The organism is Acidobacteriota bacterium, assembly GCA_033549365.1.
Lineage (GTDB): Bacteria > Acidobacteriota > Aminicenantia > Aminicenantales > Saccharicenantaceae > JAWSUF01.
Window position 1 is genome coordinate 22,106 of record JAWSUF010000008.1, and the last position, 24,143, is coordinate 46,248.

Below are 24,143 nucleotides of genomic sequence, written 5' to 3' on the forward strand. Positions count from 1 at the left end.
GTTGGGATTATATCACAATCAAAATGTATACGCTGCGCTCTAACCGAATGTTTAGCCGAAATAATGAAGCTACATGTAAACATTTGGGAGAGGTCAGGCGAAATCATCCATGAGGATAGACCATGAGACGGTGCCGGCGCAGGATCCTCTTCATTTTCGGCGGGCTTTTTCTCGCCGCGACGCTTTTCGTGCCTTACCGCCTGACCCGCGTTTCGTATGAGAGGGACGCACTGACGAATCTTGTCTGGAAACAGGAGGCCCGGCGCGGCGGCTATATGTTCCTGTTCCGATACCTTCAGCGCTCCCGGGAACGACCGGCGGATGTCGCCGGCCGGGATTTCCGCTATGCGCTTTATCGCACGGAGAAAGTGACATCCGACCGATACAAGCTCCGGACGCCCCTTTTGATCTACGAACTGGTTGCCATCGTCTTTCTGGGGACCTACGATTATGTCTTCATCTGCAGGAGGTCCCGGAGAAGAGAGAAAAGGAGAATCGGCATGAATAAACGGATCTTGTTTCTTTTTTTTGCTGCGGTGGTTTTCGTCGGTTGCGCTGTGCGCCCGGCCGTTTCTCCGCCGCCCGCGGGAGGGGAGGCTCCCCCCCTCGCTCTGGACCCGGCGGAGGTCGCCCGGATCGAAGAGAAGATCGCCGAAGCCGAAACTCTGGTTGAACGGGGCGGTTATGTCCATCTGCGCCGGGCTTTCGCCCTTTATCAGGATATTGAAACCGCCGTTCCCGACAGCGGACGGTTTGCGGCTTTCTATGCCGATGCGGCGCTCCTTCTGGCCGCCAGGGCCAGGGAGATGGGGATTCGAAACCCGGCCTACCTGGCGAAAGCCCGCGAGCTCATCCGAACCGCGGAGAACCCCGCCGTGCCGGCGGCGGCCGCCGCGATCGCGGATTTCGTGCCTGTCATGACCCTCGGCATCTGGGATGACAACCCTTACGCGGAACCCGGCCGCGAAGCGATGAATCTGGCGGCGGCCGCGGCGGGAGAGCTGTTCGCGGTGAAAGCTGCGGACGGACCGTTTTTCGCGTTTTTCAATGCGCTGTTTCAGGAATACTCCGGCAAAACCGATGAGGCGATCGCGGATCTGGACAAGGCCCGGGCGATGTTTCCCGGTTCGCGCCTTCTGAAATTCAAGCGGGCGGCGATGGCGCCTTCCGACGTCCCGCTTCTGGAAGAGATCGCCGCGGAGGATTCCGAATTCCACGAATCTTTTCTCGCTTTGGGCCGGGCCGCGGTCTCCGGCGGATTTCTGCTCACGGCTGAAAAACATCTTCTTCGGGCCTGGGAGGGCATTCCGGAATCGCCGCTCATCGCCATTCTTCTGGCCAGCGTCAACATGGGAACGGAAGAGTTCGATCGCGGTCTCGTGTTCTACGAAAAGACGCTGGAACAGGCGCCGGATTACAAGGAAGCCCGGCTCGGAATGGCCGTCAGCCTGAGTCTTCTGGGGCGTCCGGCCGAGGCTGTCCCCATCCTGGAGGACCTCCCGGTTCGCGGTCCCGCGCTTTCGGGTGAGGCCTTTTTCTGGCTGGCGTTCAACCGTCATGCGTTGGGCGAAAGAGAGAGAGCGGCGGCGGCCGTCGAAAAGGCCAAGATGATTCTGCCCGCCGCCCGGGTTTTCACGCTGGCCGGAACGATCGCCTTCGAACGCGGCCTTTTCGAGGCCGCCGAAACGGACTTCAAGACGGCCGTCGAAATCGACGCCGGCGAGTCCGAAGCGTTCTTCCACCTCGGCAAGCTTTGTGCGATGAGGTCCGCCTGGACGGAATCCGCCTTGAACTATATGATTGCGGCCCGGGGTTTCGAATTCGACGAGAAGGCGATACGGGAAAAAATCGCGCAAATCAAGGAATCGGACCTGCCCGAGGATCGAAAGGGGAGGCTCCTGGTCCGGAAGGCGTTCCAGGCGGAGAAAACGCGTCTGAGCGGGGCAACGGCCTCTTTCAATGCCGCGGCCGGATATTTCAATGCCGGATCACTCCGCCAAGCTCTGGAGTGGGTCCGACGTGCCGGCGAACACCCGTATTTCAAGGAGAAGGCCAAGGACTTCATCGCCCTCATCGCCGACGGGAAATAGGCTTAAAAAAATGGACGGCCTACAATAAGCTGGCCTGGACGGAAACGACCATCGCTCCGCCGGAGGAATATGAAGAAGAGGCGGAATTTCTCGCGAAACTGATCTCCGGGAGGGCCCGAATCCCGGTCAAAACGCTGCTTCACCTCGGCTGCGGTGCCGGCGGCCACGACCACACTCTCAAGCGGCACTTCGAGATCACCGGAGTCGACATCAGTGAGGGCATGCTGGAGATCGCCCGCGGCCGGAACCCCGAGGCCGTCTACATCCTCGGCGACATGCGGGATGTCAGGCTGAAAGAACTGTTCGATGCCGTCGCCATTCCCGATTCCATCGGCTACATGGCGACCCCGGCCGACCTGCGCAAGGCGGTCGATACGGCCTTCCGTCATCTGAAACCCGGCGGCGCGCTTCTGATCACGGCTCTGGTTGCCGAGGACTTCCGGGAAAACAATTTCGCATACTCAGGCTCAAGAGAGAGTGTGGACATCACGATCTTCGAAAACAACCGGCGCCTTATGAAGAGACCGGATCAATACGAGGCGACCCTCGTCTATCTCATCCGCCCTGGCGATCGAGACCGAACGTTACATTCTGGGCGTATTTCCACTGGAAGCCTGGACGGCGCTCTTCGCGGAATTCGGGCTCGAGGTTGAAACCGCAAGCCTGGATCACGCCTACGACCGCTTCCTCCTCGGCGAGGGGGATTATCGTCAGCGCATATTCGTCGGCCTCAAACCCGCCTCCTGAAAATAATTCTTACAGGTTGTGCCGTGAATCGGAAAGAAACATGGCCGAAAGCTTTGAATATTTGTCTTGTGGTTGCGGTCCTGGCCGCCGTACCGGTTGCCGCAGCGGCGGCCGCAGGCGGAGAGATTGAAGCTTCCGCACGGTTTGCCCAGGAGATTAAGCCGCCTGAACAGGACCCGGCCGAGAAAAAAGTCGAAGTGCCGGATGCTCAAGAAACGGGACAGCCTGTCGAGGATTCCCCCGAAACCCTCGCGGAGTTTATCGACGGCCTCGTTGCGGCGCATCGGACCGGTCATAAACTGGCGGCCCTGACCCTGTCCGTCGTCAAGGACGACGCCCTGTGGCTGGCCCGGGGCTACGGCGCGGTCGATCTCGAAAGCGGAAATCCGGTGTCCGCCGATCGGACTCTCTTCAGGATCGGCTCGGTCTCAAAGACCTTCACCTGGACTGCGGTCATGATGCTTGCCGAGCGCGGCCTCATCGATCTCGACGCGGACGTTAACACCTATCTCAAGGCGGTCAAGGTGCGCGAGGCGTTCGGTCGCCCCGTTACCATGCGGCATCTCATGCATCACCGGGCGGGCTTCGAGGATTCGTTCCGGCTGTTCGCCGTCTCCGACGACGATCCCCGCACTCTGGCCGAAATCCTGGCGGCGCACCAGCCCGCGCGGGTCTTTCCGCCGGGGATGCAGTTCGCCTATTCCAACTGGGGTGCGGCCCTCGCCGCTCAAATCGTTGAGGATGTCATCGGAATGCCCTACGGCGATTTCCTGCAGCGCGGGATTCTGGATCCTCTGAAGATGCGCGACACCACATGGACGCCGCCGTCCGCCATGGACGCCGCCCTGCGCGAGCGCCAGGTTTCGGGATACCGGCCGGAAAAGGGCGCCCTGGGGCCGCAGGGATTCATGCAAATCGGTGCCTATTGGCCCGCGGGCGGGATGGCGTCGACGGCTGTCGACATGTCGCGCTGGATGCGCTTTCACCTGAACGGCGGGGAGCTCGAGGGCGTCCGTCTGCTCTCGGCCGAAACCCATGCCGCGATGTGGACCCGCGCTTTCACGGATCTGCCGAGTGGAGCCACGGACATCGCCCATGGGTTCATCGACCGGCCCCATCGCGGCCTGAGGACCCTGGGCCACAGCGGTGGCACCGCGGCCTTTCTGACCAACATGGTTCTGGTCCCTGAACTGAGGCTGGGGATTTTCATGTCCCAGAACAACGCCCGCGAGTTTTCTCCCATGGTCGAGATTCCGGATCTGGTGCTGGACCGTTTCCTCAACTATTCCTACCGGCCGTCCCTGGTCGAAAAGGACGACGGGAAAGTCCTGGCCGAACTGGCCGGGACTTATTACGAAAGTCGCCGGGTGTTCACATCGTTTTCAGCGATTCTCGCCCTGGCGACGGCTGCGACGGTCGAACCGGTCTCCGACCGGAGCCTGGTTTTGAGCGCCCAGGGAAGGAGCGATTATTTCCATCGCATGCCCGGCGCCGGGGAGCTTTTCGAAAACGCCTTCGGCGATCGCCTTGCGGTCATTCGCAACGAGAAAGGCAAGGTGCGCGCAATGGCCTATCCCTGGGGAATCCTGGAAAAGGCGGGACAGTTCCGGACTCCCGGTTCGCTCTTTGCGGCCTTCGGGTTGGCCGTGCTTCTGGCCCTGACCACCACGCTCGGTGCCTGGAAGAGGTTCGGCCGGCGCGACGCCCCGGGCCAGGCCTCCCGCCTGATCGGCGGAGTGGCCCTCGCGGCGGTCCTGGCCGTTGTGCTCCTCATCGCAGCGATCGTCGGGCTTTCGGCCGGAATGGCGGATTTCGACCTGAGCAAAATGACGGGGAACTACCCCAATGCGGGCATGTATCTCGTTCACTATGCCGGCTGGATCGTTGCCGCGGCGGCTTTGACCATGATCGTCGCCCTCTGGGCGGTTTGGGCACGCTCGGGATGGGGGATTTTTAGGCGGCTGCACTTCACGCTGTTCGCCGGGGCCCTTGCGTTTCTGACCGTCCAATTGTGGCTCTGGCGCATCATCGGCGCCGGTGTGTATTGAGTCTTCTCAGCGGGTTCAGTCGCGGAGGCGGAACCCGCGTCCGGCCATGGCGGCGAAAACCGCGGTGAACGAGAGCAGCACGGCGAAGTTGACAAGCACGTCGGCTGCGCCCTTGTTGAAAAAGATGACCTTGTGAAAAGCGTCCATAGCCCAGTAGGCCGGCGAAATGACGCCCAGGGCGCGGACGGTCGGAGGGACGACCTCGATCGGCCACCAGCAGCCGCCGAGACCCGCGAACAGATTGGCCAGGAGAATGGACAGGCCGATCATCAGGTCTTCCTTGGCGATGAGCGAGCCCAGAAGGATGCTCAGACCGGCCATGGTCATGGCGAAGACGATCACGTTGAGGCTCGATAAGAGAAAATTGCCGAGGTTCAGGGAGAAGAACAGGATGCCGATGCCGATGAGAATCAGCGCCTGCAAAAGACCCATCATCAGGCGGCCCAGGAATTTTCCCCCGAAGATATGGGACCGGGACAGCGGGCCGTAGAGCAGCCGCGTCAGGACGCCGTTTCTGCGATCCTCCTGAACGGAGACTCCGCCGTAGATCAGGACCATCATCATGATGAAGTGGACCAGGATGCCGGGGATGACGTGGTCGAACCCTGAGGGGGTCCGGGTCGCTGTCTCATCGGGAAACCGCGAGCGGATGTCCAGGATGTCGCGGAACTCAGGCCGGTCCCGGAAAAAGTCCGCCGGGTCGCGGTCTCCGTAAAGGATCAATTCCGAGATCAGGCGGGCGATGCCCTGGATGATGCGGGTCTCCGCCTGGGCGGCGGCCCGGACGTTCATGCCCGGGCTCTTTTTCAGGATCAGCTGTTGGGCTTTGCGGTCCTCGATTTTCCTGGAAAAATCCGGCGGCAGGACAAGCATGCGGATGTAATCTTCCGGTTCGGTGTCGACGACCGTGATTTCCAGTCCCGGAGAGTCCAGGCTTTCGATGAAGGCGGCGCCCCAGGGCCCCTCGTCCTGGTTGAGAACAACGAGAGCCGCTGTCGGCCGGGTGCTGTCCTCGCGATAGATGTTGCCGAAAACCAGGATGAAGAGCAGGGGGAAAGCCAGGGCCCAAAAGAAGAAGGTCTTGTCCCTGACCATAAGCTTCAGATCGTTGACGGCGATATGGAGGATGTGTTTCACCGGACGATCCTTCGATTCAGAACAGGCACGGCCAGAACGAAGAGAAGCGCGGCCGAACAGCCGATCACGAGAAGAGGCGTCGCCGGGAACAGCCCGGCCCGGATATCTCCGGCCGCCGAGATGAACCAGTGGTTGATGGTGATCAAGCTGACCCAGCGAAGTCCGGCGGGGATGACCTCAACGGGAATGATGCTGCCGCCGAAGACGCCGAAAACGAGGATGATCGGGGCGGTGAAGGCCGCGGCCTGGTTGCGGTTGCGGAAGAATCCGGTGAGGAGCCCGAAAAAGGCCGCCGTCCAGAAGCAGGTCACGGCGGCCAATAGAAGAAGCGAAGGAAAGGGGCCCCACTGGATGGAGAAAACGGCGGACCCGAAAGCCGTCATGACAAAAAAGGCCAGAAGTCCGGCCGCCGTCCCGCTCGCAATCCGGGCCAGAATGAGCTCGCCGCCGGAAAGCGGCGAGAACATCATGCGCCGGATTTTTCCGTCTTCCCGTTCGGCCAGGAGGTCGCGCATGAAAATTTCAACGATGAAAAGAAGGAAGAGGATGGCCATCCCGGGCATGATGTAGGCGAAGACGTTGAGATCCGGCCCGGCTGTCGTTTCGGCATCCGCGGCCTTCTCCTGTTCGGTCTTCAACTCCAGAAGGAGGGGGTCGAGGTAGGCGGCCAGGGCTTCGATCTTCGCTTTTCCGGCCTCCAGATAAGGCGTCACCTCGGTGATCGAGATGTCCTTGAGGTCGGCGGCCAGCAGGGCGTCGATCGCCTTCAGTTCCGTTTCGAAGACCTGGACGAATCCGGAGACGATGACGGCCAGAGTGCGCAGGAACTCCTCGACGACTTCGGGCAGGAACTGTTCGGAGGGATTTTTGATGAGATCGAGCTCCACCTCTTCGGCTTTCAGGAGCCTGGCGCCGAATCCCTCCGGGATGACCAGCAGGGCGGAGGCCTTGCCGTCGGACATCAGCTTTTCGCCTTCGTCTCCGGTCACCAGAGTGACCTGGAACATGTCCTTCAGATTCGAGTTGTCGAAGGCGGCCAGAAGGATCTTAGAGACCGGAGTCTTGTCGTTGTCGACCGCCAGGATCTTGATCCGCGGCAGGATGCTCTCGCCCTCCCGGGGAGCGAAGATCGAGCCGATGAGAGCGGTCATGACCACCGGAACGGCCAGAAGGACGATCACGGAGAGGGGAGACTTCAGCCTTCGCTTAAGGTCGTTGACGATGATCAGGAGCGTCCGCTTCACTCGCGCAGGCTCCGGCCGGTGAGTTTCAGAAAGACGCTTTCCAGGTTGGGCGACTTGATCTTCAGATCGGCGACCCGGATGCCGTTTTCGAAGAGAACCTCAAGCAGAAGGGGGATCTTGTCGGTGGCGGCGAAAGACAGGTGGGCCAGGTTGTCGGCGACGGAAAGAAGCTCGACGCCGTCTTGGGCCAGGGCCGGCGAGTTGCTCAGGGCGCGCGAAAAGGCGTCGGCCGTGAATTCGCCGCTGACATCGACGAGTTCCCGCTCTCCGACGATGCGGACGAGCTCGGCCAGGCTGCCCTGGGCCAGGACTGCGCCGCGGTCCATGATGGCGATCCGCGAGCAGGTGTCCTCGACTTCGGCCAACTGATGCGTGGTGAAAATCACGGCCGTTCCGGCCTCTCCGGCCCGGCGGATGATCTCCAGGATGCCGACCTTGGCCTGGACGTCGATGCCGACGGTGGGTTCGTCGAGGAGCAGAAGCTCGGGTTCGTGAATCAGGCCGATGGCCGTATTCAGGCGTCTCTTCATGCCCCCTGAAAAGCGCTTGACGGGCTCCCGGCTGCGCTCCTTCAATTCGACGAGCTCCAGAAGCTCCTCGATGCGGCGCTTGAGGCGCGGGCGGGGGATGTCATAGAGACCGCCCCAGAAGAGCAGGTTGTCGCGGGCGCTGAGTTCCGCGTAAAAGGCCATGTCCTGGGGGACGATGCCGATCCGGTTCTTCAGGCGGCGGTCGGAGAAGAGATCGCGGCCCTGGAAAAGCACCGTGCCGCTGAAGCCGCCGAGGGTTCCGGACAGGATGGAAATGAGCGTGGTTTTCCCGGCGCCGTTGGGGCCGAGAAGACCCAGCACTTCACCTCCGTCGACGGTCAGGCTGAAATTGTCGAGGGCGACGGTTTCGCCGTAGGACTTGCCGAGTTTCCGGATATCGAGGGTTGGTTTTTCCATCGCCCGATCCTACCAGAAAAATCGACTCTTGAGAATCACCCGAACGGCTTTATAATTCCAAAGGATTCCGTTCAGTTGGGATAACAAGGCGGATGGTTTATAATCAAAAACATGACAAAGCCATATAAGGAGAACAAGGAGACGTTCATGAAGAAACATCTTGCGGCCTGGATTCTCATCTCCGCCTCAGCCGTTTCGTTTGCCGTCGCGGCGCCGGCCTGGAGCAAAGCCGAAACCCGGATTTCCGCCATCGAGTTATACGATTGGGTCAAAGTGTTGACCGGTAAGGAGTTCGGCGGCCGCCTGAGCGGTCATCCCGGATATGACAAAGCCGCCCGATGGGCGGCGGCAAAGTTCGAATCCTGGGGATTGCGTCCAATCGATGAAAAACAGGGATATCTTCAATCTTTTCCCTCGCCCTTGTCGGTCGTCGAATCGGCTGCTCTCGAAGCCGAGGTTTGGAAGTCCGAGGGAGACAAGGAAAGCGTCACCGCGGTTTTGACCGCGGAAGCGATGAAGGATTTCTTGCCCCTGGTTTTCAGTGACAGCGGAGAAACGACGTCCGATCTCGTCTTCGTCGGCTGGGGTATCAGCGCCCCCGAGCTGGGTTACGACGATTTCGCGGGCGTCGATGTGCGCGGCAAATTCGCCATGTGTTTCCGGGGTACGCCCACCCGGGATCCCCGCTTCCAGTATCATGACGAGCACCGCACCCGCATGAAAGTGGCCAAGGACAAAGGGGCTGTGGGTTTGGTTTATATTTATCCCGAAGTCAGCATCCATCCCAATGGGGATTTTACGCCCGGCTTCACCCCGATGATGATCAGCGAAGACTTCGCTGATCAGCTTTTCAAAGAACAGGGCATCACCAGCGCCCGGATTCGACGCGATCTCCAGACTTATCGGCGTCCGATCAGTTTCCCCGTCCAGGCCCGTCTCAAGTACCGGGTGAAAACCCATTTTGATCCCGCTGCCGAATCTTATAATATCGTCGGCTGGATCGAGGGCCGGGATCCACGGCTGCGCCGCGAGGTCGTCATTCTGGGGGGACATTTCGACGGCGTGGGCGAGCACATGGGCTTCTTCTGCCCGGCGGCCAACGACAACGCCAGCGGCAGCGCGGTGCTGATGGGCGTTGCCAAAGCTCTGGCCGATCCGTCAATCCGGCCCAAACGCTCAATCCTGGTCGTGCTGTTCGGCGGGGAGGAGAAAGGCATGCAGGGATCCGACTATTTCGCCGACAACCTGCCGCCGCAGTTTGAAAAGATGGCGGCCATGTTCAACTACGACATGGTCGGGGCGGGCGACCGAGCCTTCGCATCCGTCTCAGTCGAACCGGCGGGGTTGAAAGAGGCCCTTCTCAAGGCAGATGAATCCTCGGCCTTGATGGCCGCAACCCGGCCGATGACGCCACCGGGCGTTCGCGGCGGCGATGTCACGGCTTTCTTCAACAAGGGTGTGCCCTGCGTTTACTTCATGACCAACGGGCCTTTTCCCGATTACCATCGCCCCGGCGACTCGATTTACCGGGTCAACCCCGAAATCATGGCCGACCTCGCCCGGTTGACCCTGCGCGCGGCCTATCTCTTCGCCGACCGCTGATCTCTCGCCCCGTGCGGCCCCGTCTGGAAAACCGGCTCCGCCGCCTGGCTGTCAGCGCGTCCGGGTTTTTTCTATTTTTGAAAGACGATCAGTCTGTCGTCGATGGAATAATCCTTGAACGCATAATTCCCGGCGATGTGCCGGATCGTATCGCGGTGATAGATGAAAACGTGGGTCTTGTCCTCTTTGTAATACCAGCGCTTGAATTCGATCCGCTCGCCATACAAATGCGTCATGCAGATCAAATGACCGGTTGACTTCAGAAGCCTGTGCAACATCCGGAATTCCGCGTCCGGATCGTGAAAATGCTCCATGACTTCACAGCACACGATGTAGTCATAGTTTTCCCTGAGAAGCGCCGGGTCGTCGGCGAAAAACGGGTCGTATTGGCGGATGTCATAGCCCTTCCCTTTGAGGACCTCGGAGACCACGGGCCCGGTTCCCGAGCCGAAATCGAGGCCGCGATGATCGGGCCGGAAATGGGCGAGCACATGCCGGGTGACGGGGGAGACGAATTTCCGGAAATTTTCGTCATGGACATCGTTGTTGTGCTCTTCGTATCTTTTCCGCTCCTCTTCCGGAGTCGGATAGAACGTTTTGTTTCTATAGAGGCCCGAGCAGCCGTCACAGGCAAAGAAATCGTTTCTGAAAAAAAGTTTTCCGGGGTGTTTGCAGAGCGGACAGTTCATGCCGCGACCATCATAGGCGGCGGTCCGGACGGAGTCAAGAACGGCCGGCCGCCTGCGACGGGGCGTCGGAATACCTGCGGCTATCCATCGCGTGCCATGATGAAGGGGAAATTCGGAATGTGTTCCGCCTCCTCCGACGGGCGTTGGGCCGCTGCATTTGATACCTTTGAAACCCTGTGATATACAAAAAATCAGAAATGTCGAAAACGAGATGTTGTCGAAATCTTGTGGCCCTGGAAATGGGTCGGGCCTGGCTAAGCGTAAGCCTGATGCTGTTTGCCGGCGCGCTGCAGGCCGGGACGGCCTTGACCTTCCGGGGGCAGGCCTCGGCCTGGACCAACGTCAATCCCGGGAATGATTTTCCCTTGTGGCTGGGGGCGCGCTACATTCCCCAGATCAATTTCCGGGCGATTTCGGAGAAAAGCCGTCAGATCGATTTCGAGCTTTCGGCCAATGTTTACGGAAGCGGCGGCGCGAAGGCTTTCAATACGTGGGATACGGACGGCGGCGTCAAACCCTATCGGGCCTGGGCGCGCTTCGCAACGCCCCAACTGGAGTTGCGGCTGGGCCTGCAGAAGATCAATTTCGGATCGGCCGCCATGCTCCGGCCGCTCATGTGGTTCGACCAGGTCGACCCCCGCGATCCGCTGCAGCTCACCGACGGCGTCTGGGGATTGCTGGGCCGATACACCTTCCTCAACAACGCCAATATCTGGCTGTGGGGGCTTTACGGGAACGAAGGGCCGAAAACTTGGGAGATCGGCGGGTCGGCCGCGAGGACGCCGGAGTTCGGCGGGCGGGCCCAGGTCCCCGTGCCGCGCGGCGAGGCGGCGCTGTCCTTCCACCGCCGAACGGCCGATCTGTCATCCCTTGGTTTTTCGGGATCCGAGCCGCTCCGGATGCCCGAAAACCGCTACGGCTTCGACGTCAAGGTTGATGTCGGGGTGGGGCTATGGCTCGAAGGGGCTTGGATCAATAAGCGGGGAGAGGTTGGACAATTCGCCAACCAGCAGATTTGGAACCTGGGCCTGGACTATACTTTCGGACTGGGTAACGGCCTACACGCGATAGGCGAGCAATTGCTGTTTTCCCAAGACCGGGAGCCTTTTGCGTTCGGCAACATGACTCATTTTTCCGCCGTATCCCTGTCCTATCCCCTGAGCATTCTCGACAGTCTCGGTGGGATTGTCTATCGCGACTGGACCCATGGAAATACCTATGCGTTCGTCAACTGGAAGCGGCAGCGCGACCGCGTTGCTTTTTACATCATGGCCTTCTGGAATCCAAAGGTCTTTCAACTGCCCCAGCAGTCGGAAGGTGCCCGGATGTTTGCCGGGAAAGGGTTCCAGGTCATGGTCGTGCTCAACCATTGACCGCGCCCCGCGCCCTCGTCCTGTCTCAGGCTTCCGCTTTTCGGGCTCGGGGGGATCCGTCAACTTTTGACTTACGCATGCGTATTAATTAATATGGAACACATGCCCATCATTCAAATCCGCGGCCTCGTCAAACGCTTTCCCATGGGAAAGGGGGAATTTACGGCTCTCCGGGACATCGACCTCGATTTCGGCAAGGGCGAGTTTGCCGGCCTGATCGGTCCCAGCGGATCCGGCAAGACAACCCTGCTTAATATCGTCGGCTCGCTCGATGTCCCGACCGAGGGGCAAGTGACCGTACTGGGTCAATCGGTCGGCGACCTCAATCCAAGAGAAGCCGCCCGGCTCCGCAAGGAGAGCATCGGATTCATCTTCCAGAGCTACAACCTGCTGCAGGTACACACGGTCTTCGAAAACGTGGAATTCCCTCTGCTTCTCCTGAAGCTCAACGGTTCTGAACGCCGGAAGATGGTCATGGATGCCCTGGAATGGGTGGGGCTCACGGACAAGGTGAAGTCCAAGCCGCCCCAACTCTCGGGGGGCGAGAGCCAGCGGGTGGCCATCGCCCGGGCCATGGTCAAGCGGCCCGCGTTGGTGCTGGCCGACGAACCGACGGCCAACCTGGACGCGGCCAACTCGCACAATATCCTGAAAACCATGGAAACCCTCAATAGGGAACTCCAAACGACTCTCCTGTTTGCCACGCACGACGATAAGGTCATCGGCTACCTGCGCCGCAAGATCCATCTGTTCGACGGCCGGGTCGACAAGGACGAAATCGTCCGGAAGGACTAGGGAGAGGCGCCGTGAAACTCGCATTCAAACTGGCCTTTCGCAACCTGATCGGCGCCGGGCTGCGCACATGGCTCAATGTCTTCATCCTGTCCTTGGCCTTCGTGTCGATCATCTGGGTCAAGGGCATCCTGGTCGGGTGGGACCACCAGGCCAAGATGGACATGACGCACTATGAGATCGGCGGCGGGCAGTACTGGCAGGAAACCTACGATCCCTACGATCCGCTGACGCTCGACATCAGCCACGCTCCCGTTCCCGCCGAATTCGAGGAGGAAATTCAGGCCGGCGGCATGGAGCCCGTCCTGGTCGTGCCGGGACATATTTTCCCTCAGGGCCGCATGCTCTCGATTATGATCAAAGGCATCAACCCGGGTCAGACCATCTGGAAGCTGCCGACGGACAGCCTCGAATCGCCGACGGATGCCGTCCCCGCCTTTATCGGCATGGCCACGGCCGAGAGCGCCCGTCTCGACGTAGGCGACCGCGTCACCGTCCGCTGGCGCGATGCTCAAGGGACCTTCGATGCCGCGGAAATCGATATCATGGCCATCTTCTCCTCCAATGTGCCGTCGGCCGAGGCCGGGCAGATCTATGTTCCGCTTGAACGCCTGCGCCGGATGACCGGTCTCGAAAAGCGGGCGACGATTCTCACCTTCCGCGACAGAGAGGCGCCCCGGCCTGAAATCCCGAGCTGGACCCTGAAAACCTGGACGGAACTCACCCGCCAGGTCGATGACATGATCCGGGCCAAGTCCGTCGGGCAGTCGATTTTCTATGCCATGTTGCTGCTGCTGGCCATGCTGGCCGTTTTCGACACTCAGGTGTTTTCCATATTCCGGCGCCAGAAGGAGATCGGCACGTATATTGCCCTGGGTTATACGCGCGGCGAAGTGGTCGGGTTGTTCACCGTGGAAGGCGCCATGCACTCCGTGCTGGCGGCATTCGTCGCCGCGCTCTACGGACTTCCCTTCCTTGCATGGCAGGCCAAGGTCGGCTGGACCATGCCCATGGATGTGAGCGAATTCGGCATGTCGATCGCACAGACCCTCTATCCCGTCTACACGGCCGGCCTTGTGGTGTCGACGACGCTCCTGGTGACCGTGACCACGGCCGTTGTCAGCTACCTGCCTTCGCGAAAGATCGCCAAGATGAATCCCACGGACGCCCTGAGAGGGAAGCTCCAATGATCAGGTTCCTGATTAAAGGGCTCATCCGCGACAGAAGCCGCAGCCTCCTGCCGGTCATCGTGGTGACCGCCGGAGTCATGTTGACGGTGGCGATGCATGCCTATATCAAAGGCTTCATGGGGGATTCCATCGAGTTGAACGCCAAGTTCTCCTACGGTCACGTGAAGGTCATGACCCGGGCTTACGCCGAGGAGGCCGACCTGATCCCCAACGACCTGGCCCTGGTCGGAACGGCCGCCCTGAAGGAAGAGCTTGCGGAAAAATTCCCGGGCATGGTTTGGGCTCCGCGCATTCGGTTCGCCGGGCTGGTCGACGTGCCCGACGAACAGGGGGAAACCCGAGCCCAGGGGCCGGCCATGGGACTCGGCCTGGACCTTCTGTCGGGAGATTCCCGTGAAATCGAGCGGCTCGATCTCGGGCGCGCCGTCGTCAGGGGAAGTCTGCCGGAGGTTCGGGGTCAGGCGCTCCTGAGTGAGGTTTTTTCCCGGAGACTGAACATTGAGCCCGGTGATTCCTTCACCCTCATTGCATCCGACATGGGCGGCGGCTTGGCGATGCGTAATTTCGAGGTTGCCGGAACGCTGTCGTTCGGTGTCGAGATCATGGACCGGGGAACGATCATTCTGGACATCGAGGATGCCCGGCTGGCCCTGAACATGGCCGACGCCGCCGGCGAAATCCTCGGGTTTCTTCCCGGAAGTTTTTACGATGATGCCGAAGCCCGAAAGACGGCGGATGTATTCAATGCGGCTTATGCCGGGGATTCCGACGAATTCGCGCCGGTGATGAAGTCCTTGAGCGGCCAGGGCACTTTGGGAACCTACGTTCAATTCGCCGACGTCTGGGCGAACTATATCTCGCTGGTGTTCGTCGGAGTCATGGGTCTCGTCTTGTGGAACGCCGGTCTCCTGGGCGGGCTGCGCAGGTACGGCGAGGTGGGCGTCCGCCTGGCCATGGGAGAGGAAAAGGGACACGTTTACGGCGCCATGATCGTCGAGTCCGTCTTCATCGGGATCGCCGGCTCTGTGATCGGAACGGCCCTGGGGCTTTTCATCGCGGGCGTCATCCAGAAATACGGCATCAACATCGAGGGGCTGATGGAAGGGGCATCCCTGATGTTCCCCACCGTCATCCGCACCCGCATTACGCCGGTGTCCTATTATATCGGCTTCATTCCCGGGTTGGCCGCAACCGTGATCGGGACGGCGCTTTCGGGCATCGGAATCTTCAAGAGGCAGACGGCGCGGCTCTTCAAGGAGCTGGAGACGTGACGGGTGGTGACATGAATAAGGTAAAAACATATCTTTTATTATTGGGGTTGACGGCGATGGCCGCCGCGGCGTTTGCCCAGGCGGGCGGAGGGCTTGACGCCGACGCCATCCTGGAGCGCGTCGACCGCAACATGTTTTCCGAGAACCGCATCGTGGAGTCGAGCATGACCGTTCACGGGCGGCGGGGGAGCCGCACGATGACCATGCGCACTTATTCCGTGGGGGATCGGCAGTCGTTCACCGAGTATCTCTCGCCTCCCCGCGAGGCCGGAACCAAGATGCTGAAGCTGGAGGACCGGCTCTGGATCTACTCACCGTCCACCGATCGCATCATCCAGATCTCCGGCCATATGCTCCGCCAGTCCGTCATGGGCTCTGATCTTTCATACGAAGACATGATGGAGGACCGCAAGCTCACCGACGTCTATGACGCCGAACTTGTCGGAGAGGAAACCGTCGATGGCCGCGCGGCCCATGTGCTGCACCTCAAGGCCCGAGTCGCCGATGTCGCCTATGACGTGCGCCGGATCTGGATCGACGCCGAGCGCTATGCGCCTTTGCGGGAGGAGCTTTTCGCCAAGAGCGGACAATTGCTGAAACGCACGGAATTCTCCGAGGTCAAAAAGATCGAGGGGCGCTGGTTTCCGACCGTCGTGCTTTTCAAGGATATGCTGAAACAGGGCGACGGCACCGAGTTTCGGATGACCGACATCAAGTTCGACCAGGATATCCCGGATCATATTTTCAGCAAAGCCTCGCTGAGGTAACTTCCGGCAGCCAAAGCGGAGGGGTTCAGCGGGGGGTGTTGACATCGAGAGCCGGGTTTAATAAACTTAATCCCCGCAGGAAAAAAGAAGTTCAAAAAAATCGGGATCATCGGTTCACATCATGAAACAGGCAGGAGTCGATTCTTTGAATGAGTATACCGGGGAGGCGTCTTTATCGCGGTCCCGGAAAAAGCTGACCATCGATCTGCCTTTCCTCAAGGTCACAAGCGATCCCCTGGCCGTCTTTCTCATTCTGCTGGCCAGCGCTGGGATCATCTTCATGGCCGTCAAAATCGAAATCTTTCAGTTTTGGGCCGAGTTCCTCCGGTCCACGACACTTCTCCGCCTGGCCACCTATCCTCTCATCGTTTCGGCCCTGATCATTTTTTCGGGAATCATCTTCCGGACGATCATCTGGGTGCGTTATCGGCCCATGACCGCGGCGCCCGGCGAAAAGATCGACTGGCCCACGGTGTCCGTCATCATGCCGGCCCTCAACGAGGAGAAACTCATCTCGCGATCCATCGATTCGATCTTCGAATCCGACTACCCGGCCGGCAAAATCGAAGTCGTCTGCATCAACGACGGCTCGACCGACGGCACCCTGAGCCACATGCTGCGGGCCCGGGAGAAATACGGGAAGCGGTTGACCGTCATTGATTTCAAAAAGAATCTCGGCAAGCGCAAGGCCTTTTATTCCGGTCTCAAGAAGTCAACGGGCGGGATCGTGCTCACCATGGATACGGACAGCAAGATCGGCCGGAGCGCTCTCCGCAACATCGTTCTGCCTCTCATCCGAGAGCCCGAGACCGGCTGCGTGGCCGGGCGGGTGGCCGTGCTCAACGAAAAGGAAAATCTTCTGACCCGGATGCTGGCCATCCGCTATGCGATCTCCTTCGATTTCGGGCGTGCCTATCAGAGCGTCTACGGCGCCGTCTTCTGCTGTCCCGGAGCGCTCACGGCCTACCGCCGGACGCTCCTCATGTCCTTTATCCACGAGTGGCTCAATCAGCGCTTCCTCAATGCCCCCTGCCGCCACGGCGAAGACCGGGCCCTGACGACGCTGGTCCTGAGGTCCGGCCATATGGTTCGCTATCAGTCGAACGCCCTGGTCTATACCCGGGTTCCGACCCGGGTCGGCGAAATGAACCGGATGTATCTGCGCTGGACGAGAAGCTACCTCCGGGAATCCGTGGTTTTCGCCCGCTTCATGTTCCTTCCTTACCGGAAAAAGAACCGCGTTCTGCCTGTTCTCGACTTCATCTTTCTCAATATTCTCCATCCCTTCCATCTTTTCTCGCTGGCGCTCATTGTCTATTCGTTCTATATCAGCCCTCTGTTCATCGTCCGGCATATGGCCTTCCTGGTCGTCGCCGCCTTCCTCCTGTCGCTCTATTACCTGAGGACGCAGAGGAGCGTCGCCTTTCTTTACGGGATTCCCTATGCCCTGATGACGGCTTTCATGCTGTGGTGGATCGTCCCGGTGGCCGCGCTGACCATCCGGGATCAATCCTGGATGACCCGCTGACGCCGCGCCGCCTTCAAACGCCGTAAAACGTCTCCATCACCCGCAAGCGGTCGGACTCCGTCCGGACGGCGATCACGGCATCCCGAAGCCGGACCGAATCGGGATGGAGCCGGGAATAGCGGATGCCGAGATTGCGGATGCGGCGCAGAGCGAACTCCGGGCCGTAGTGGTCGATCAGAAGGGCATAATGGCGCTCGATGAGGGTGCGCTGTTCGGTGAGGGAGGGCGTGTGGGGCTCAAACCCGGCCGCAAGGTCCCGGGCCTGGCGGAAGATCCAGGGATTGCCAATCGAACCACGGGCGCAGGCGACGCCGTCGACACCTGTTTGCCGGATCATGTCCAGGGCGTCGGCCGCCGTATGGACGTCTCCCGAGCCGATCACAGTGCCGTCGGGAAATGCGCTTTTGACACGGGCCAGAAAGCTCCAGTCGGCCCGGCCGCGATACTTGGCTTCGACCGACCGGGCGTGAACACAGACGGCCGCGACGCCGGCGTCGAAGGCACCCCGGGCGATTGTCCAGAAGGCGGAGGACTCGGTGTCGTCCTCGAGGAAGGAACGGCGCAGCTTGACCGTCACGGGGTTTTTCGGGACGGCCCGAACGACCTCGCGGATGACGGCCAAGGCCTGCTCCGGGCGGTTCATGAAGGCACCGCCGCGACCCCGGCCCGTCACCTTGCGCACGGGGCAGGCGAAGTTGAGGTCGACGACGTCGAACCCGGTGTCGGTTACAACGGCCGCCGCGGCGGCCATGACTTCGGGATCGATGCCCATGAGTTGTGCGGCGACGGGCCGGTCGCCGGCATCCGTCATCAGGTTTCTGCGGCGCAGTTTGCCGTCGGCGATGAGGAAGCGGTCGAGGAGGGCCTCGGTCGCGGCGTAGGGTGCGGAACAGGATCGACAGATCGTCCGATAGGCGAGATCGCTGTATCCGGCCAAAGATGCCAGGATGACGGGGAAGTCGATCAGAATCCGGCCGATGCGGAGAGGTCTCAGAGGGACGTTCATGTGTGGGGGGCGGAGGGGCGATGCGGTACGGTCCGGAGTGTGTGCCGTCGGGCGCGTTTTCCCAGGACGACGAGTGCAATAACGCCTGCGAGAAGAGAAACCAGGATGACGGCGGAGAGGCGCCAGGGGTTTGCAAAAGGCGTGGTGTCGGATTTGCCGGTGAGGATGAATCCCGCCCAGTAGTAGGGATGATTGGCGGTCTCGGACCGGATCATCTCCAGTTTGGCCGTTCTCAAGGCACCGGCCAGGGTGCGCGACGACCGGAGGTGGAGGTAAAAACGCTCCATGAGCAGAGAGGTCGCTTCGTCGTTGACCGCCCAGAGACTCATGACCACGGAAGATGCGCCGGAATAGAAAAAGGCCCGGGCCAGTCCCTCGATGCCTTCGCCCCGGATGAATCGGCCCAGACCGGTCTTGCAGGCCGAAAGAACGACCAGCTCGGCGTTCATTCTCAGGTTGAAGATCTCCCGCATTTGAAGAAATCCGTCTTCAGAGGCGTCGTCGTTGATGGTCAGAATGATGGAGGAGCGGCCCGGCTTCTTGTCGTCGATGACGCCGTGGGCGGCGAAATGGATGATCCGGTATTCGGAGAGGGGGGCGGATTTGACGGCGCTTTCCGTGGCGTCCGGGCCCAGGACGGTGTCCGTTCGGTCCGGCCTGAACAGGGCCGAAATCCGCTCCGTTTCCCGGCGGCTGTAGCGCAGGCGGGCGAAGGAGGAAGGGAAGGGCAGGATGGCTCTGGCGTCATCGAGGATATCGGAGTCTTCGACTTCGGAGTTTTCCCCGTAATCCGGGTCGCCGACGGCCAGGAGGTCCTTGTTGAAGCGGCTGTTCGCCCGCCGGCGTTCCCGAATTTGGTGGAGGACGGAGAGAGACGGAACGTAGGAAACGGCGGCTTTTTCGATCAGCCAGGCCTCTGGATTGTCGCCCGTCCGCAGGGTTTCGAAGGGCAGGAGGTGAAGCACATCGTCAGGGACGACGACGATGTTCGCGACTCCGGCCGGGAGACCGGGTTCGACAAGCTCCCGGTACAATCGGGCGCCGGCTGAAAAATCCCGGTTATCCCTGTCGGAAACGGCTTTCCGATGCTCAAAGACGAGATTCTGGAGGACCTGGCGTGACGGCAGGGGATAGATTTTCAGGGAGGACGGGCCGAGGGCGAAGGCCCAGGATTCCTCCCGCCCGATGGAAAAGGACAGGTAGACGGTGTTCCGGCGAGGCAGAAATCTTCGGGCCTCCTTGATCGTCAGGGTCTTGGGATACTTGAGGTCGGCATAGGCCGGGTTTTGCTCCCGAATTTCCCGCATTAAGGCCTTGAGATCGTCCTCGAGTTCATCCAGGCGGTTGATGAGCTGTTGGCTGTGCTCCCAGGATAGTTCAGGTGCCAACATCGCCGTGTAGACGGCTGAGATCTCCCGGGCCAGCTCCTTCTCGCGGTTGGCCTGCTGAATGCTGGGCCCGTGGCTGAGGGTCACGTCGGAGACTTCCAGGCTGTCGAGAAAAGCCCGTGCTTTTGCCCTTTCCAGGATCTGGAAAGCTTCGCCGGCGTGGGTTCCGTTCGGATGGGTGTTGTGAAGGCGGGCCAGCAGGGCGATGAGGCGGTGATAGGCGTCGAGTCTCTTGTCCGTGCCGATGAACCCGGCTTTATGTTCCTCGATGTTGATAGACGAGCGGATATCCTCGATGACGGCGATTGAGCGGCGGTAGTTTTCGGCGGCCTCCTCGAATTTGTCTTGTCCGGCCAGAGCGTTGCCCAGCTCAAGGTAAGCCTCCCAGAGGATTTTCCCGGACTGAAATTCGAGAGCGATGTCGATGGCCTTCTGGTAGAAGCGCGTGGACTCCTCCAGGCGACCGAGGTGATAGTGAACGATGCCCAGGTTGGTGTGGATTGTCCCCAGATTCTCCCTATCCCGGAGCTCTTCGGCAATGGCCAGAGCCTCGAGAAGGCGGGCTTTGGCCTCGCCGAATTTCTTCAGGTCGGAGAGCACTGTCGCGATATTGTTGAGGAGAATGGTTTCCTGGATTTGGGATCCGGAAGCCCTGGCGAAGTCCAGCCCCTTCGCGAAGTAAGCCAGCGCTTTATCGGAATCGTCGGGGTTTTCGGTCCATTGCGAGAGCCGCCTGTATATGGTTCCGATATTGCTGTATTCGATGGCCAGGTTGCCGGTATTGCCCAGGGCGATCTCCAGTTCCAGGGACCGCGTCGCGTAATCGATGGCCCTGTCGAAATAGCCCAATTCGATGTATATCATGCTGATGTTGTGAAGGCCGTCGGCTTCGGTCCGCATGTTCGATGTATCCTGGGCCAGGCGAAGCGACTCTTCGTAGGCGGCCAGCGCTTGTTCGTATTCGTCGATCTTCCAGAAATAGAGACCGATGTTGTTGAGGCATCGGCTGATCTCCAGGTTGTGATTGAGCGCCCTGGCGACGGCGAGAGCCCGTTGGTTCAAATCATGGAATTCGGGATATCGGCTTTCGGCCCAGGACACCATGCCGAGCTGCCGGAGAAACTTGACCTGGAATTCGGGGAAATTCAGGGCTTCGGCCATGCGAATGCCTTCCTTGAAACCTGTCCGGGCCGCAGCCAAATCATCCCGGTTGTAATCGGTTCGGGCTTGCTGGTAAGTCCGGACTGTCATCAGGGCGTCGCGGGATATCTCGAAGGCATCGGATCGCATGGAATCCGCCGCCGCTTCAAAGGCCGCCTGAAAGAGCGTCTCGGAGTCATCGATTTGGCCGATGTTCCAGTAGAGAAAACCAAGAGAGAAGCGGGCGCTCCAGGCGACATCCTTATTCCCGGGGCGGCGGGCGAGCTCAATGACTTCTTTGAAGGCGGAAATGGCCTCCTGATAGAAACCCCCGGATTTCATGGATTCCGCATGTTGAACCCGGGAGAGAAGGCCGGAGTCGGAATTATCCGGCCGCGGCGCGGCGGCCACGGCAGTGAACGGAAACAACCAGGCCAGGTAAATGAGAACAGCCGCTTGTTGAAAACGTGGTTTCGGCATTTTATACAGGTCTAAAGCCTGTATTATAACGCATGACACACAGAAAGTATGCGGGATCTGTGAATTTTAGAAACCGATGGCTGTGGAAATCCAGCCTTCGGTTTGGTTTGAAACGGCCTGTAAGTGATGTCTGGAAATTCGGGATCAATCCTCTCCGCTCGGTTTGCCGGGTCTGATTTCGCCGGTCGGCTTGACGATGGCTCCCTTTCCGAAATTGTCGGAAGGCGCCTGGGTTTTATCCGGGTTGATGTCGAAGATCGGGATCAGGCCCGGAAAAATCGAAGCCAGCATCATGAACGGCTTCTGAAGGAATGACCGGGCATCGATCTTGGCGGCTTTCTTGTCCGCGGCGAGAAGCCCGGGAACCGACAGCCCGATGAACGCCAGACAGACGAAAAGGGCCACGGCTTTGACGATGGTTTTGTTCCTCATGACGGCCTCCTTAAAGGACTTGAAATCGCCCCGGACAGAGACCTCCACAGAAACAGAATCTCATCCAAGGCATTGACTGCAATTTATGCCACACTTGTTTTAATGTCAAGCGTTCCCGGGCTAAATAAAAAAGTAGCCGGTCTCGAATTCGGCGGTCGTGCGGCTGTCCGATCCATGAACGGCGTTTCTCTCGATGGAAAACCCGAATTCCCGACGCAGGGTTCCCGGCTCCGCAAGGGCCGGATCGGTCGCCCCCATGATCTTCCGCCAGTCGGCGATGGCATTCTCTTTTTCCAGCAGGAGGACGACGACGTCCCCGGAGGACATGAAGTCCGTTACGCTTCCGAAAAACGGCTTGTCCTTGTGGACGGCATAGAACTCTTCGGCTTCCTCTTTGGTCAGGCGGACGAGTCTCATGCCGGCAATCCGGAACCCTTCGTCCTCGATTCTCTGGAGAATCCGGCCGACCACCTTTTTCCTCACTGCGTCGGGCTTGATGATGCCCAGTGTTTTTTCCAGCATCTGTGTCTCCTCGCGTGTTTTCTCCGGTATACCCGATTCCCGGCGGCGAGTCAAATCGACGCCGGAAACACTTGACATCGGAACCCGCCCCGAATATCATATGTTTCGGGTTGATATGGGAGTTATGACACGTCAGGCGCAGCGCTGTGTTTTTCTCGTTGAAAGCGACGGGGATCAGGCTCTAAAGCTGGCGGAAAGACTGCAGCCTTTCGGTTACCGCGTGATCGCCGTATCCGGCCTGCGGCGGGCCGTCAGGCAATTCAATCACGACGGGGAGATCGATCTCGTCGTCATGGACCTGGACGGCGAAGGCGAGGAGGCGGCGATCCGGGCGGTCCGGGATATCCTGGCCGTCCGATCCGTCCCCATCATTTTTCGATCGGCGCGCTGCGATCCGAAGGATTGGAAAACCGTCTCAACCGTTCCCCATTACGGATGCTTGCAGAAGGGAGCCGGCGATCCCGCCCTGCCGTCCGTTCTGGACACGGCCTTCAAGCTCTTTTCCATGCACGCGGAACTCCGAAGAGCTCTTCAGGAAAAAGACGTTATGATGAGAGAAATCCACCATCGGGTCAAGAACAACATGCAGGTCATATCGAGCCTCCTGCGGCTTCAGTCCTGGAGAATTCCCGACAAGGCGCTTCAGGACGTGTTTCAGGCCAGCCAGCAACGCATCCGCTCGATGGCCCTGATCCACGACAAGTTGTACCGGTCCGGAAACCTGTCCAGGATCGATTTCAGCGAGTATTCCCGGGAATTGGTCGATCGGCTTTTATCGCTGACGGAGGCTGCGGCCTCCGGAATATCCGGAACCGTCGACATGGAAGATGCGGATCTCGACATCCAACAGGCCATCCCCTGCGGACTGATCGTCAACGAAATCGTCACCAATTCCCTGAAGCATGCGTTTCCCAACGGGAACGGCGGCTCGATTCGGCTTTCCCTGAGCCGGAATGCGGACGGCTGCCGGCGCCTCGTCATCGGCGACGACGGCGTGGGATTGCCGCCCGAAATCGACATCCGGCGGCCGGCCACGATCGGCCTTCAAATCGTCTCCGACCTGGTCAGCCAACTGGACGGCACCGCCGCCGTGGACCGTTCCCGGGGGACGGTCTTCACGATCACTTTCAGGTAAGGGTTATTTCCGGCATGGAATCCAGATTTCCGCCCGGAATCCCGTGCTTTCCATGCGGATCGGATCGCCCTCCTCCATATACTGCTGGAGGATGGGCCCGTTCTGGACATAGCCGTTGTCCTCGATCCAATCGAGCATGGCGGCGACGGTCTTTCCCGTCCCGTCGAGGGGCCCGACATGAACGCCCGCGGCCACGGTCGTGAAAATCCACTCTTTCCTGACGAGTGGAAGCTGGACGAAGGCCTGTTCCGTGACCGGGAACCCGACTTCCCACTCGAGGGCATCGATGGTCGTTTCCTCGGGGACATTGTAGAAGACGGCGATCAGGGGGCCTCGGGGAAAAACGCTCTGGGTCTGCATGTTCAGGATCAGTTCCTCCATGGCATCGGAAATCGCCGCATAGTCGCCGCGGACGGGCATGCAGACATAAGAGAAAGGTTCGACCTCTCTGACGGTCACGTCGATCCGCTGAGGCGTGGCCGCCCCGCCGGCTGCCCAGAGAACCGCCGCGACCAGAACCGCCGTTCCGATAAAACGTCGCCGGACGCTGTGTTTCATGGCGTCCTCCTTGTCGTCAGATTCTTCCAACCGGATCTCCCGGTTGCACAAATAATG

The 24,143-nt window shown here is 60.0% G+C and carries 20 protein-coding genes; 11 read left to right on the forward strand and 9 right to left on the reverse strand.

Annotated features, from left to right (window positions below):
* The first annotated feature begins 122 nt into the window (after positions 1-122).
* From SCM96_11490 to SCM96_11500, 3 genes are all read left to right on the forward strand, one after another.
* Positions 123-2,090, forward strand: coding sequence for a tetratricopeptide repeat protein (locus tag SCM96_11490; protein ID MDW7761244.1), 1,968 nt, complete (start codon positions 123-125; stop codon positions 2,088-2,090).
* Positions 2,009-2,743 carry a class I SAM-dependent methyltransferase gene (locus tag SCM96_11495; protein MDW7761245.1) on the forward strand — a complete coding sequence of 245 codons (735 nt, stop codon included), beginning with the start codon at positions 2,009-2,011 and terminating at the stop codon, positions 2,741-2,743. The genes SCM96_11490 and SCM96_11495 overlap by 82 nt, the downstream gene beginning before the upstream one ends.
* 117 nt (positions 2,744-2,860) lie before the next feature.
* Positions 2,861-4,885: a serine hydrolase domain-containing protein gene (locus SCM96_11500; GenBank protein MDW7761246.1), complete on the forward strand. Its 2,025-nt coding sequence runs from the start codon at positions 2,861-2,863 to the stop codon at positions 4,883-4,885.
* A gap of 15 nt (positions 4,886-4,900) precedes the next feature.
* Here SCM96_11500 and SCM96_11505 read toward each other — a convergent pair whose 3' ends face one another.
* Genes SCM96_11505 through SCM96_11515 form a run of 3 tightly spaced genes read right to left on the reverse strand, consistent with a single transcriptional unit; the run spans position 4,901 to position 8,213 of the window.
* Positions 4,901-6,022, reverse strand: coding sequence for an ABC transporter permease (locus tag SCM96_11505; GenBank protein ID MDW7761247.1), 1,122 nt, complete (start codon positions 6,020-6,022; stop codon positions 4,901-4,903).
* Positions 6,019-7,266, reverse strand: a complete 1,248-nt coding sequence (locus tag SCM96_11510) for an ABC transporter permease (GenBank protein ID MDW7761248.1) — start codon at positions 7,264-7,266, stop codon at positions 6,019-6,021. The genes SCM96_11505 and SCM96_11510 overlap by 4 nt, the downstream gene beginning before the upstream one ends.
* Complete coding sequence (locus tag SCM96_11515) at positions 7,263-8,213, reverse strand: ABC transporter ATP-binding protein (GenBank protein ID MDW7761249.1); 951 nt, start codon at positions 8,211-8,213, stop codon at positions 7,263-7,265. The genes SCM96_11510 and SCM96_11515 overlap by 4 nt, the downstream gene beginning before the upstream one ends.
* Before the next feature lie 147 nt (positions 8,214-8,360).
* Between SCM96_11515 and SCM96_11520 the strand changes: the two genes are divergently transcribed.
* The gene (locus tag SCM96_11520) at positions 8,361-9,815 is read left to right on the forward strand and encodes a M20/M25/M40 family metallo-hydrolase (protein ID MDW7761250.1); all 1,455 of its coding nucleotides are present in this window, start codon (positions 8,361-8,363) and stop codon (positions 9,813-9,815) included.
* A 71-nt stretch (positions 9,816-9,886) separates the two neighbouring features.
* Here SCM96_11520 and SCM96_11525 read toward each other — a convergent pair whose 3' ends face one another.
* Complete coding sequence (locus tag SCM96_11525; protein ID MDW7761251.1) at positions 9,887-10,504, reverse strand: class I SAM-dependent methyltransferase; 618 nt, start codon at positions 10,502-10,504, stop codon at positions 9,887-9,889.
* 197 nt (positions 10,505-10,701) lie between these two features.
* Between SCM96_11525 and SCM96_11530 the strand changes: the two genes are divergently transcribed.
* From SCM96_11530 to SCM96_11555, 6 genes are all read left to right on the forward strand, one after another.
* Positions 10,702-11,877 (forward strand): hypothetical protein, encoded by a 1,176-nt coding sequence (locus SCM96_11530; protein MDW7761252.1) that lies wholly within the window; start codon positions 10,702-10,704, stop codon positions 11,875-11,877.
* 93 nt (positions 11,878-11,970) lie between these two features.
* Positions 11,971-12,672: an ABC transporter ATP-binding protein gene (locus tag SCM96_11535; protein ID MDW7761253.1), complete on the forward strand. Its 702-nt coding sequence runs from the start codon at positions 11,971-11,973 to the stop codon at positions 12,670-12,672.
* An 11-nt stretch (positions 12,673-12,683) separates the two neighbouring features.
* Complete coding sequence (locus tag SCM96_11540; protein ID MDW7761254.1) at positions 12,684-13,859, forward strand: FtsX-like permease family protein; 1,176 nt, start codon at positions 12,684-12,686, stop codon at positions 13,857-13,859.
* Positions 13,856-15,130, forward strand: coding sequence for an FtsX-like permease family protein (locus tag SCM96_11545; GenBank protein MDW7761255.1), 1,275 nt, complete (start codon positions 13,856-13,858; stop codon positions 15,128-15,130). Before SCM96_11540 ends, SCM96_11545 begins: the two co-directional genes overlap by 4 nt.
* 11 nt (positions 15,131-15,141) lie before the next feature.
* Positions 15,142-15,897, forward strand: coding sequence for an outer membrane lipoprotein-sorting protein (locus SCM96_11550; protein MDW7761256.1), 756 nt, complete (start codon positions 15,142-15,144; stop codon positions 15,895-15,897).
* Between the two features lie 121 nt (positions 15,898-16,018).
* Positions 16,019-17,425 (forward strand): glycosyltransferase, encoded by a 1,407-nt coding sequence (locus SCM96_11555; GenBank protein ID MDW7761257.1) that lies wholly within the window; start codon positions 16,019-16,021, stop codon positions 17,423-17,425.
* 13 nt (positions 17,426-17,438) lie between these two features.
* On the opposite strand, the gene SCM96_11560 is transcribed toward SCM96_11555, so the two are convergent.
* The 4 genes from SCM96_11560 to ndk form a co-directional block, all read right to left on the reverse strand.
* Positions 17,439-18,431, reverse strand: a complete 993-nt coding sequence (locus SCM96_11560; protein MDW7761258.1) for a tRNA-dihydrouridine synthase — start codon at positions 18,429-18,431, stop codon at positions 17,439-17,441.
* Positions 18,428-21,439, reverse strand: coding sequence for a CHAT domain-containing protein (locus tag SCM96_11565; protein MDW7761259.1), 3,012 nt, complete (start codon positions 21,437-21,439; stop codon positions 18,428-18,430). The genes SCM96_11560 and SCM96_11565 overlap by 4 nt, the downstream gene beginning before the upstream one ends.
* Before the next feature lie 144 nt (positions 21,440-21,583).
* A complete protein-coding gene (locus SCM96_11570) occupies positions 21,584-21,871 on the reverse strand; it encodes a hypothetical protein (GenBank protein ID MDW7761260.1) in 288 nt (95 codons plus the stop codon).
* Positions 21,872-21,991: 120 nt separating this feature from the next.
* Entirely contained in the window at positions 21,992-22,390 is a 399-nt protein-coding gene (ndk, locus tag SCM96_11575) for a nucleoside-diphosphate kinase (protein ID MDW7761261.1), read from the reverse strand.
* 127 nt (positions 22,391-22,517) lie between these two features.
* On the opposite strand from ndk, the gene SCM96_11580 reads away from it, so the two are divergent.
* The gene (locus SCM96_11580) at positions 22,518-23,528 is read left to right on the forward strand and encodes a histidine kinase dimerization/phosphoacceptor domain -containing protein (protein ID MDW7761262.1); all 1,011 of its coding nucleotides are present in this window, start codon (positions 22,518-22,520) and stop codon (positions 23,526-23,528) included.
* Positions 23,529-23,531: 3 nt separating this feature from the next.
* On the opposite strand, the gene SCM96_11585 is transcribed toward SCM96_11580, so the two are convergent.
* Positions 23,532-24,086, reverse strand: coding sequence for a GyrI-like domain-containing protein (locus SCM96_11585; GenBank protein MDW7761263.1), 555 nt, complete (start codon positions 24,084-24,086; stop codon positions 23,532-23,534).
* Between the last annotated feature and the right edge of the window lie 57 nt (positions 24,087-24,143).

Coding starts and splice junctions, on each gene's coding strand:
- SCM96_11520 (MDW7761250.1), top strand. CDS start 8,361: ATGAAGAAACATCTTGCGGCCTGGATTCTCATCTCCGCCTCAGCCGTT.
- SCM96_11585 (MDW7761263.1), bottom strand. CDS start 24,086: ATGAAACACAGCGTCCGGCGACGTTTTATCGGAACGGCGGTTCTGGTC.
- SCM96_11555 (MDW7761257.1), top strand. CDS start 16,019: ATGAAACAGGCAGGAGTCGATTCTTTGAATGAGTATACCGGGGAGGCG.
- SCM96_11565 (MDW7761259.1), bottom strand. CDS start 21,439: ATGCCGAAACCACGTTTTCAACAAGCGGCTGTTCTCATTTACCTGGCC.
- SCM96_11570 (MDW7761260.1), bottom strand. CDS start 21,871: ATGAGGAACAAAACCATCGTCAAAGCCGTGGCCCTTTTCGTCTGTCTG.
- SCM96_11515 (MDW7761249.1), bottom strand. CDS start 8,213: ATGGAAAAACCAACCCTCGATATCCGGAAACTCGGCAAGTCCTACGGC.
- SCM96_11580 (MDW7761262.1), top strand. CDS start 22,518: ATGACACGTCAGGCGCAGCGCTGTGTTTTTCTCGTTGAAAGCGACGGG.
- SCM96_11560 (MDW7761258.1), bottom strand. CDS start 18,431: ATGAACGTCCCTCTGAGACCTCTCCGCATCGGCCGGATTCTGATCGAC.
- SCM96_11490 (MDW7761244.1), top strand. CDS start 123: ATGAGACGGTGCCGGCGCAGGATCCTCTTCATTTTCGGCGGGCTTTTT.
- SCM96_11530 (MDW7761252.1), top strand. CDS start 10,702: ATGTCGAAAACGAGATGTTGTCGAAATCTTGTGGCCCTGGAAATGGGT.
- SCM96_11525 (MDW7761251.1), bottom strand. CDS start 10,504: ATGAACTGTCCGCTCTGCAAACACCCCGGAAAACTTTTTTTCAGAAAC.
- SCM96_11545 (MDW7761255.1), top strand. CDS start 13,856: ATGATCAGGTTCCTGATTAAAGGGCTCATCCGCGACAGAAGCCGCAGC.
- SCM96_11535 (MDW7761253.1), top strand. CDS start 11,971: ATGGAACACATGCCCATCATTCAAATCCGCGGCCTCGTCAAACGCTTT.
- SCM96_11550 (MDW7761256.1), top strand. CDS start 15,142: ATGAATAAGGTAAAAACATATCTTTTATTATTGGGGTTGACGGCGATG.